The organism is Pseudomonas sp. P5_B2 (genome assembly GCF_056400445.1).
Genome location: NZ_JBFULH010001536.1, coordinates 1 through 504, shown reverse-complemented (window position 1 = coordinate 504; position 504 = coordinate 1). Strand labels below are relative to the sequence as shown.

General features: G+C 53.0%; 1 protein-coding gene. It reads left to right on the top strand.

Annotated elements, in window-relative coordinates; genetic code table 11:
- Positions 1-109: 109 nt before the first annotated feature.
- Positions 110-504, top strand: a 395-nt coding sequence (locus AC1DRJ_RS32255) for a 2Fe-2S iron-sulfur cluster-binding protein (RefSeq protein WP_477805648.1), incomplete at its 3' end; no start/stop codon positions are given.

The following is a 504-nucleotide window of genomic DNA, read 5'->3' as shown; positions in this document are numbered from 1 at the left end:
ACTACCACCAAAAGCACTTCCCGAAGCACCATTGATTTCTCCGCGCCCGCTGTCCGCTCACGCACCGCCCATCACCTTCACTCAACGCCCGTCAACTTAAGATTTCCATTTGTTCATAACCGTCGAATCTTCGATTCTGGAGCAAGCTGACGACAGCATTGCAGCCCGCACAGAATTTTCAAATCCGGTAACCAATATGGCTTCAGTAAAACTTCATAACGGGAAAACATTCAGCTCCGAGACAGGCACATCAATGCTCGACAGTGCCAGGACTGAAGGCATCACTCTCGAATACAGCTGCAGAACTGGGCGGTGTGGTGTCTGCAAAACCAAAGTTCTCTCCGGTGAAACCGAGGCGTTCAAGGGCGAGACGTCTCTGACACCCGATGAGAGCGCTGCAGGATTCATCTTGACGTGCTGCCGCCACGCCCTCACCGATGTAGAGATCGATGCCGAAGACCTTGGAGCACTCGCAAACATTGTCGTGAAGACTCTGCCCTGCAG